General features: G+C 70.7%; 12 protein-coding genes. All 12 read left to right on the forward strand.

The window, feature by feature from the left end:
• Positions 1-535, forward strand: a 535-nt coding sequence (locus tag AC1D2K_RS23205; protein WP_478091307.1) for a phage baseplate assembly protein V, incomplete at its 5' end; no start/stop codon positions are given.
• Between the two features lie 5 nt (positions 536-540).
• Complete coding sequence (locus tag AC1D2K_RS23210) at positions 541-894, forward strand: GPW/gp25 family protein (RefSeq protein WP_478091309.1); 354 nt, start codon at positions 541-543, stop codon at positions 892-894.
• Positions 891-1,781 (forward strand): baseplate assembly protein, encoded by an 891-nt coding sequence (locus AC1D2K_RS23215; RefSeq protein WP_478091310.1) that lies wholly within the window; start codon positions 891-893, stop codon positions 1,779-1,781. Before AC1D2K_RS23210 ends, AC1D2K_RS23215 begins: the two co-directional genes overlap by 4 nt.
• Positions 1,774-2,340 carry a phage tail protein I gene (locus AC1D2K_RS23220; RefSeq protein ID WP_478091311.1) on the forward strand — a complete coding sequence of 189 codons (567 nt, stop codon included), beginning with the start codon at positions 1,774-1,776 and terminating at the stop codon, positions 2,338-2,340. The genes AC1D2K_RS23215 and AC1D2K_RS23220 overlap by 8 nt, the downstream gene beginning before the upstream one ends.
• 16 nt (positions 2,341-2,356) lie before the next feature.
• On the forward strand, positions 2,357-3,310 hold the full coding sequence (locus AC1D2K_RS23225; RefSeq protein WP_478091312.1) for a hypothetical protein: 954 nt from the start codon (positions 2,357-2,359) through the stop codon (positions 3,308-3,310).
• A 17-nt stretch (positions 3,311-3,327) separates the two neighbouring features.
• On the forward strand, positions 3,328-3,933 hold the full coding sequence (locus tag AC1D2K_RS23230; protein ID WP_478091314.1) for a hypothetical protein: 606 nt from the start codon (positions 3,328-3,330) through the stop codon (positions 3,931-3,933).
• A 38-nt stretch (positions 3,934-3,971) separates the two neighbouring features.
• Complete coding sequence (locus tag AC1D2K_RS23235) at positions 3,972-5,150, forward strand: phage tail sheath protein (protein WP_478091315.1); 1,179 nt, start codon at positions 3,972-3,974, stop codon at positions 5,148-5,150.
• A gap of 26 nt (positions 5,151-5,176) precedes the next feature.
• Positions 5,177-5,686, forward strand: a complete 510-nt coding sequence (locus AC1D2K_RS23240) for a phage major tail tube protein (protein WP_478091316.1) — start codon at positions 5,177-5,179, stop codon at positions 5,684-5,686.
• Between the two features lie 26 nt (positions 5,687-5,712).
• A complete protein-coding gene (locus AC1D2K_RS23245; RefSeq protein WP_478091317.1) occupies positions 5,713-6,024 on the forward strand; it encodes a phage tail assembly protein in 312 nt (103 codons plus the stop codon).
• Between the two features lie 8 nt (positions 6,025-6,032).
• On the forward strand, positions 6,033-6,149 hold the full coding sequence (locus AC1D2K_RS23250) for a GpE family phage tail protein (protein WP_478091319.1): 117 nt from the start codon (positions 6,033-6,035) through the stop codon (positions 6,147-6,149).
• A gap of 17 nt (positions 6,150-6,166) precedes the next feature.
• Complete coding sequence (locus AC1D2K_RS23255; protein ID WP_478091320.1) at positions 6,167-6,334, forward strand: hypothetical protein; 168 nt, start codon at positions 6,167-6,169, stop codon at positions 6,332-6,334.
• An 18-nt stretch (positions 6,335-6,352) separates the two neighbouring features.
• Positions 6,353-8,732 (forward strand): phage tail tape measure protein (locus AC1D2K_RS23260; protein WP_478091321.1); only part of this gene is annotated, 2,380 nt, incomplete at its 3' end.

Consider the following 8,732-nt stretch of genomic DNA (forward strand, 5'->3'; position numbering starts at 1 on the left):
GCAGTGCATCGTCCTCTCGCCCGGCGGCAACATGGCCTCGGCCTTTGTCCTGGTCGGCGTCTTCAGCGACGCAATCGCCGCCAACGGCGCCACCGGCGACGTGGAGCGCACCACCTACCCCGACGGCGCCGTCGTCGAGTACGACCACGCCCGGCACGCCCTGACGGCCTCCCTGCCCGCCGGCGGCACCGCCGACATCACGGTGCCCGACTCGGTCACCGTCCGCTGCAAGACCGCCGACGTGACCGCCAGCGACAGCGCCACGGTGCATTCACAGCAGATCACCCTCGACGCCCCCAAGACCATCGCCACCGGCGAGTTGCTCGTGAAGGGCCTGCTCACCTATGCCGCCGGCCTGGTCGGCGGCGGCACGGGCCCTGGCGGCGCGGTGGCGGTCATCCACGGCCCGGTCGAGGTCCGCAACGGCAACCTCACGCTGCCCGGCAACGACGTGATCGCCCAGGGCATCAGCCTGGCCAACCACCAGCACGACGGCGTCGCCAAGGGCGGCGCCCTCACAGGCAAGCCGGCATGAGCGGCATGCACCGAACCACCGGCCGCGCGATCGACGGCCTCGAGCATCTGCGCCAGAGCATCGCCGACATCCTGGGCACGCCCATCGGCAGTCGCCTCATGCGCCGCAGCTACGGCAGCCAGCTGCCCGAGCTGATCGACCAGCCCGACAACGGCACCACCCGCGTGCGCGCCTACTCGGCCATCGCCGGCGCCCTGATGAAGTGGGAGCCGCGCCTGCGCCTCTCGCGCGTGCAGCTCTTCAGCGGCACCCGGCCCGGCCAGGTGGTGCTGGAGATCGATGGCATCTACACGCCGCCCGGCGTCGCCGCCAGCGTGCTGGCCCTGCGCGTGCCCATGCAGATGAGGGCCGCGGCATGAGCATGGACCTCACGCTGCTGCCCGCGCCCCAGGTCATCGAGCCGCTCGACTACGAGGCCATCCTGCGCAAGCTGCTCGAACGCTTCCGGGAGCTGCACCCCGCGTTCACGCTGCTGCTCGAGTCCGACCCCGCCATGAAGCTGCTGGAGGTCATGGCCTGGCAGGAGCTGCTGATGCGTCAGCGCATCAACGCCGCCGCCCGGGCCAGCCTGCTGGCCTACGCGGTCGGCGCCGACCTGGACCACCTCGCGGCCAACCTGGACGTGCGGCGCCTCGTGGCCACGCCGGCGCGCCCCGAGGCCGTGCCGCCCGTGGCGGCCGTCTACGAGAACGACGACCGCCTGCGCGAGCGCACCCAGGCGGCGCTGGAAGGCATCACCACCGCCGGGCCGCGCGAGAGCTACCGCTTTCATGCGATGACGGCCAGCGCCCACGTGGCCGATGCCGGCGTCGACAGCCCCGAGGCCGGCAGCGGCAAGGTGCGCGTGACCGTGCTCGCCGACAACGCCAGCGGCATCGCCGACCCGGCGCTGCTCGACACCGTGCGCCGCGCCCTGAGCGCCGAACACATCCGCCCCCTGTGCGACCTGGTCACCGTGCAGTCGGCCAAGATGATCGACACCGGGATCGTCGCGGTGCTGCACCGCAAGAGCGGCCCAGCCGGCGAGATTGCCGCCGCCACCGCCCGCGGCGCGCTGGCCGCCTGGCTGCCCAAGATCCGCCGTCTGGGCGCGGGGCTGCCGCGATCGGGCATCGACGCCGCGCTGCATCAGCCGGGCATCGACCGGGTGGTGATCGTCTCGCCCGCCGAAGACATCCTGTGCGACGCCACGCAGTGCGTGCGCGTCACCGCGACCACCGTCACCGAGGTGCTGGTCCATGACTGATGCCCGCCTGCTGCCGCCCAACCGCAGCGCGCTGGAGTCGGCGCTGGCCGCGGTCTCCACGCTCGCGCTGGACACCACCGGCCTGCGCCACCTCTGGCACGCCCGCGACTGCCTCGCCGAGGCGCTGCCCTGGCTCTCGTGGACGCTGACCGTCGAAGGCTGGAGCGACGCCCGCAGCGACGACGCGCGCCGCGCCGTCATCCTCGACAGCATCAACATCCACCGGCGCAAGGGCACGCCCTGGGCCATTCGCGCACTGATTCGGGCGCTGGGCTTCGGCGAGGTCACGATCATCGAGCGCATCGGCGGCGTCACCCACAACGGCGCGGTCTCGCGCAACGGCGAGTACCCGCGCGCGCCGCTCAGCGCGACCTGGGCCACCTACCGCATCGTGCTCGAGCGGCCCATCACCAACCAGCAGGCGGCGCGCATCCGCGCGCTGCTGCCCGCCGTCGCGCCCGCACGCTGCGTGTGCCTGGGCCTGCGCTATGCCGCCGTGGTCCACAGCCACAACGGCGCCATGCGCCGCGACGGCTCGTTCAACCGCGGAAGCGCCTAGGCGCTGCATCACCTCCATGGCCCACCTCACCGAATCCGACGTCTGGGAAGACGGCATCTACCAATGGGAAGAAGACGACCCCGTGCTCGGCGGCCCGAGCGGCATCGACAACGTGCCGCCGCGCCAGCTCGCCAACCGCACGCGCTACCAGCGTGTGCGCAACGTCACCGCCTGGGTGGCGGCCTTCGCCTACCCGGTGGACGCCTTCGTGGCGCACGGCGACACCACCTGGAAGAGCATCGCGCCCAGCCTGGGCGTTCCGCCCGGCAGCGATGGCACCCGGTGGGTGCGCTGGGCCCACACCGCGAAGGAGATCTCGGCACTGCTGGGCACCGCCGTGGCCGCGCACGAAGCGCTGGACGACCCGCACCCGGTCTACGCGTTTCGCGGCGCCTTCGCCACGGTGCCCAAGACCCATGTCGGCCACGTCATCACCGTCACCGCGCCGCACCTGCGGCAGATGGTGTGGAGCGGCAGCGCCTATGTGCGCGCGCCCTGGCACCAGCCCGGGATGGTGCAGTACAGCTACGACAACCCAGCCAGCATTCCGGGCTACCTGCCGATCCGCGGCGACGTGGCCTACAACCAGGCCAACTACCCCGACCTGGTCGCACGGCTCGGCCTCTCGGGGGCAGGCACCTTCTCGCTCGTCGACCTGCGCGGCGAGTTCATCCGCTGCCTGGACAACGGCCGCGGCGTGGACGCAGGCCGAGCCCTCAGGTCGTTTCAGAAGGCGACGCTGGTCGGCGGATATGACGACAACACGGACGCGATCAACATCTCCTTCCTGGCCGGCAAGGCCACAGGCCTCGTCGACTACGGAAGCGACGCCGTGCTCCCCGCGCTCTACCCCGGGGCCGGCCCCGTCTATAGCGCCAACACCCCCCCAGTGGCGGCGCCATTCAACGGCGGCTTTTTCTCGGCGACCCGGCCGCGAAACGTCGCGTTGACCGCCTGGGTCAGCTACTGAAGCCCCGAGGCCGGCACATGACCAAGACCATCTACCTGATCGACCCCGACACCCGCGTGCTGCTGGGCAGCTCGCCGCATCCGCTCGACCCGGTCGAGACCGAGCGCGAGGGCAAGCCCGTCCACGCGCTGCTCAACCCCGCCCTCGCCACCGATGTGGCGCCGCCGCCCGTGCCGGCCGGCATGCGCGCCGTGCTGGTCGACCGCAGCTGGGTGCTGGAGGAGCTACCCCCCACGCCGCAGCCCGCGGCGGCGCCGGAGCCCCCGGCCCCGACCCCGCCTCGCGAGCCCAGCTTCGAAGAGCGCCTGGCCGCGCTGCGCGACCGGGTGCAGGCGCACCTCGACGCCACGGCGCGCGCCTGCGGCTACGACGACATGAAGACCRCCGTGACCTACGCCGAAGAGCCCGCGGTGCCCAAGTTCCAGAACGAAGGCCGGGCGCTGCGCGCCTGGCGCTCGCTGGTGTGGGACGCCTGCTACGCGCTGCTGGCGCGCGTGCAGGCCGGCGAGGCCGAAGAACCCACCCCCGAGGCCCTGGCCGACCTGCTGCCCCGCCTGATCGTGCCGCCGCTCGAGCAGCCGGCCGCATCCGCTGCAACCGCTGCACCCGCCGCATCCGCCTGACGCCATCCGCCGACCACCACTTCCACAGGAGCACCCCCATGTCCCTCACCGACTACCACCACGGCGTGCGCGTCCTCGAACTCACCGAGGGCACGCGGCCCATCCGCACCATCCAGACCTCCGTGATCGGCCTGGTCGCCACCGCGCCCGATGCCGACCCACTCGCCTTCCCGCTCGACACGCCGGTGCTCATCACCAACGTCTACGCCGCCCTCGCCAAGGCCGGGACCTCGGGCACGCTCGCGCGCACGCTGCAGGCCATTGCCGACCAGGCGCGGCCCGTCACCATCGTGGTCCGGGTCGCGCCGGGCGAAGACCAGGCAGCCACCACCACGCACGTGCTCGGCACCGTCTCGACCCAGGGCAGGTACACGGGCATGAAGGCCCTGCTGGCGGCGCAGGCCGTGCTCGGCATCAAGCCGCGCATCCTGGGCGCGCCGGGCCTCGACACGCAACCGGTGGCGGCCGGTCTCGCCAGCGTCGCGCAGCAGCTGCGCGGCTTCGCCTACGTCGGCGCCTGGGAGTGCCAGAGCGTCCCAGACGCCATCGCCTACCGCAAGGAATTCGGCGCCCGCGAACTGATGGTGATCTACCCCGAGTTCCAGAACTGGGACAGCAGCGCCAACGCCCGTGCCAACGTACCCGCGGCCGCCTGCGCGCTCGGCCTGCGCGCCAAGATCGACAACGACACCGGCTGGCACAAGACGCTCTCGAACGTCGCGGTCAACGGCGTGCTCGGCATCTCGAAGGACATCTACTGGGACCTGCAGAACCCGGCCACCGACGCCGGCGTGCTCAACGCGGCGGACGTCACCACACTGATCAACAGCAACGGCTACCGCTTCTGGGGCTCGCGCACCTGCAGCGACGAGCCGCTGTTCGCTTTCGAGTCGGCCACCCGCACCGCCCAGGTGCTGGCCGACAGCATCGCCGAGGCGCACATGTGGGCGGTCGACAAGCCCATGCACCCGAGCATCGTGAAGGACATCCTCGAAGGCGTGAACGCCAAGTTCCGCGAACTGAAGGCCGGCGGCTACCTGCTCGACGGCTCGGCCTGGTACGACGAGGAGATCAACCAGAAGGAGACGCTCAAGAGCGGCAAGCTGGTGATCGACTACGACTACACGCCGATCCCGCCGATCGAGGACCTGAGTTTTCGCCAGCGCATCACCGACCGCTACTTCGCCGACTTTGCCGCGCGCGTCGCCACGGCCTGACCTGTTGAACCACGAAGGAACACGCCATGTCCCTCCCCCGCAAGCTCAAGAACTTCACCCTCTTCAACGACGGCCGCGCCTACCTGGGCGAAGTGCCCGAAGTCACGCTGCCCAAGCTCACCCGCAAGACCGAGGACTACCGCGCCGGCGGCATGAACGGCCCGATCAAGGAAGACCTCGGCATGGAAGGCCTGGAGCTGCAGTGGACCGCCGCCGGCTACCTGCGCGACCTGTTCGGCCAGTGGGGCGCGGCCCGCCACGACGCCCTGCTGCTGCGCTTCGCCGGCGCGCTGCAGGACGCCGGCACCGGCAACGTCGGCGCGCTGGAGATCGTGGTGCGCGGACGGCATACCGAGATCGACCCCGGCACCAGCAAGGCCGGCGACCTCACCGAGATCAAGGTGACCAGCGCGCTGAGCTACTACAAGCTGAGCATCGACGGCAGCACCGTCATCGAGATCGACCTGGTCAACATGGTCGAGTACGTGGACGGCCGGGATCTGATGGCTGACATCCGTGCGGCGATCGGCCTGTGAACCCCAACCACCTCAGCGAGACAGCCATGGACGACCTGAACGACACCACCGCCAACACCATCACCCTCGACACGCCCCTCCGCCGCGGCGACACCACCATCGARCGCATCACGCTGCGCAAACCGAAGTCCGGCGAGCTGCGCGGCATCTCGCTCACCGACCTGCTGCAGATGGACGTGAACGCCCTGTGCACCGTGCTGCCGCGCATCAGCACGCCCATGATCCTCAAGCAGGAGATCGGCGACATGGACCCGGCCGACCTGGTGCAGATCGGCACCATGGTGTCGGGTTTTTTGCTGCCGAGGGCAGCGCTGGCCTCCATCTCCCCGAGCGCGTAGAGGACGCCATGGCGGATCTGGCGGTGATTTTTCATTGGGGGCCATCGGAAATGGCTGATTTCTCGCTCGAAGAGCTGATGGCCTGGCGCGAGCGCGCCCGCGAGCGGCACGAAGCGCAGGACTGACCCTACGATGGCTCTCCATGTTCCTCACCATCCTCATCGTCATCCTGGCCGCGCTCGCCATCGTGGTGTGGATCGGTGCGCTGCTGTTCCCGCTCGGGATGCTGTCGGGCGTCTGGGCGTACGAAAGCGCCAAGGAGCATCGCGCCAGGGCCGAAGAGATCGAAGCCCTGCTCGCCGAAGACTGACCCGCAGCGGAGGCGCCCTTGGCCTCCAATGACCTGCGGCTGCAGGTCATCCTGCAGGCCATCGACAAGGCCACCGCGCCGCTGCGGCAGATCAAGAATGCGAGCGGCGACGCCGCCCGCGTGCTCAAGGAGACCCGCGCCRGGCTGAAGGAACTCGACGAGCAGCAGAAGGCCGTCGGCCAGTTCCGCGAAGTCCGCACCGGCCTGCGCAGCACCGCCACCGACATGCAGGCCGCGCAGGCCCGCGCCCGGCAGTTCGCCCAGCAGATGGCGCAGACGGCCACCCCCACCAAGGCGCTGACCCGCGACTTCAACGCCGCGCGCAAGGAGGCCGCCGCCCTCGGCGAGCAGTTCCAGCGGCAGCAGCAGCGCGCCCAGCAGCTGCGCGACCGCCTGGCCACCGCCGGCATCAGCACCAGCGCACTCGGCACGCACGAGCGGCGTCTGCGCGGCGAGATCGAGTCCACCACCGCCTCGATCAATACCCAGACGGCCGCCCTGCGGCGCCAGGGCGAGCAGCAGCGCCGCGCCGCCCAACTCAAGGCCCAGCACGGCAAGGCCATGCTCCACACCGGCATGGCCGCCGGCGCCGGCTACGGCGCCTACGCGGCCGGCTCGCGCGGCGTGCAGGCGGTGCTGGGCCCTGTGCAGAGCTTTGCGGCGCATGAGGACGCCATGCTCGGCATCGCCCGCCAGGTGCCCGGCGCGCGCGACGAGCTGGGCCAGCTCACGCCGGTGTACCGCGCCATCGAGGAGCAGGTGCGCGCGCTGAGCCACGAGATCCCGATCGCCACCACCGAGATCGCCGAGATGGTGACCGCCGCCGCGCGCATGGAGGTGCCGACCGACGAGCTGCAGAGCTTCACCCGCACCGCCGCGATGATGGCCACCGCCTTCGACGCCGTGCCCGGCGAGATCACCGAGGCCATGGGCAAGGTGGCGAAGAACTTCAAGATCCAGCTCACCGAGATCGAGGGCCTGGCCGACTCCATCAACTTCCTGGACGACAACGCCATCAGCAAGGGAAGCGACATCATCGGCTTCCTGAACCGCACCTCGGGCGTGATCTCGACCGTGGCGATGTCGGCGCGCGATGCCGCCGCGCTCGGCTCCACGCTGCTGACCCTCGGCGAGCGAGAGGAAACGGCCGGTACCGCCGCCAACGCGATGGTGCAGAAGTTCGCGGCGGCGACCAAGGGCACGAAGAAGTTCCAGTCCGCCATGGCGGAGATCGGGCTGAAGTCGGCCGACGTGCAGACCGGCATGTCGAAGGACGCGACCGGCACCCTGCTCGAGGTGATCGGCGCCATCCGCGCGCTGCCGCGCGAGAAGCAGATCGGCGTGATGGTCGAACTGGTGGGCATGGAGCATTCCGACACGCTGGCCAAGCTGGTCGACAAGCCCGAGGAGCTGCAGCGGCAACTGGAGCTTGCCCGGGGCCCGCAGGCGCAGGGCTCGATGCGCCGGGAGGCCTCGGCCCGGAACGACACGATCTCTGCCCGGTGGCAGATGACGAAGAACCGGCTCTTCAACACCGGCGCGGCGCTGGGCGACACGCTCAAGCCCGCGCTGACCGATCTGCTGAACCTGGTCAACCCGCTGCTGGAACGCTTCGCGCAATGGGTCGCGGCCAACCCCGGCCTGGTCGGCGGCGTGCTGAAGGTGGCGGCGGCCATCTCGGCCCTGATCGCGCTGGCCGGCGCGCTGCTGGTGCCGCTGGCACTGGTAGCGGGCAAGGTCTTCTTGATGCGCTTTCTGTTCGCGCAGGCCACCAGCGTCATCGGCCCGCTCGCGTCGACCCTCAAGGGCCCGCTGATGAGCGGCCTGCTGGCAGCCGGCCGGGCCATCCTGTTCATCGGCCGCGCACTGCTCATGAATCCGATCGGGCTGCTCATCACCGCCATCGCGGTGGCGGCCTTCCTGATCTACAAGTACTGGGAACCGATCAGCGCCTTTTTCGATGGCCTGTGGCAGACCGTGAAAGCCGTCTTCAACGATGCCATGACCTGGTTCGCGGCGCTGCCGGCCCGCTTCGCCGCCTTCGGCAGCGCGATCATCGAGGGCCTGGCGAACGGCATCACCGGTGCGCTCGGCGCGGTCAAGACGGCCATCACCGGCGCCGGCGAGGCGGCCATCGGGTGGTTCAAGGAGAAGCTTGGCATCAAGAGCCCCAGCCGCGTCTTCATGCTGGCGGGCAACGAGATCAGCAACGGCGCCGCCGAGGGCATCAGCGAGCGCCAGAGCCGCGTGCGGCAGGCGGCGCTGGGGATGGCCGCGGCGGCGGCTGTCGCGCTGCCTATGGCCGCTGGAGCGGCCGGCGCGGGCACCGAAGCCCTCGCCCTGCAGATCGACCGCCGCCCGCCCCTCGCCGCCACGGCAGCACAGCGCCCTCTATCGA

The sequence above is a fragment of the Variovorax sp. P1_H12_2 genome (assembly GCF_056405335.1).

Coding starts and splice junctions, on each gene's coding strand:
- AC1D2K_RS23210 (WP_478091309.1), top strand. CDS start 541: ATGCACCGAACCACCGGCCGCGCGATCGACGGCCTCGAGCATCTGCGC.
- AC1D2K_RS23215 (WP_478091310.1), top strand. CDS start 891: ATGAGCATGGACCTCACGCTGCTGCCCGCGCCCCAGGTCATCGAGCCG.
- AC1D2K_RS23220 (WP_478091311.1), top strand. CDS start 1,774: ATGACTGATGCCCGCCTGCTGCCGCCCAACCGCAGCGCGCTGGAGTCG.
- AC1D2K_RS23225 (WP_478091312.1), top strand. CDS start 2,357: ATGGCCCACCTCACCGAATCCGACGTCTGGGAAGACGGCATCTACCAA.
- AC1D2K_RS23235 (WP_478091315.1), top strand. CDS start 3,972: ATGTCCCTCACCGACTACCACCACGGCGTGCGCGTCCTCGAACTCACC.
- AC1D2K_RS23240 (WP_478091316.1), top strand. CDS start 5,177: ATGTCCCTCCCCCGCAAGCTCAAGAACTTCACCCTCTTCAACGACGGC.
- AC1D2K_RS23250 (WP_478091319.1), top strand. CDS start 6,033: ATGGCGGATCTGGCGGTGATTTTTCATTGGGGGCCATCGGAAATGGCT.
- AC1D2K_RS23255 (WP_478091320.1), top strand. CDS start 6,167: ATGTTCCTCACCATCCTCATCGTCATCCTGGCCGCGCTCGCCATCGTG.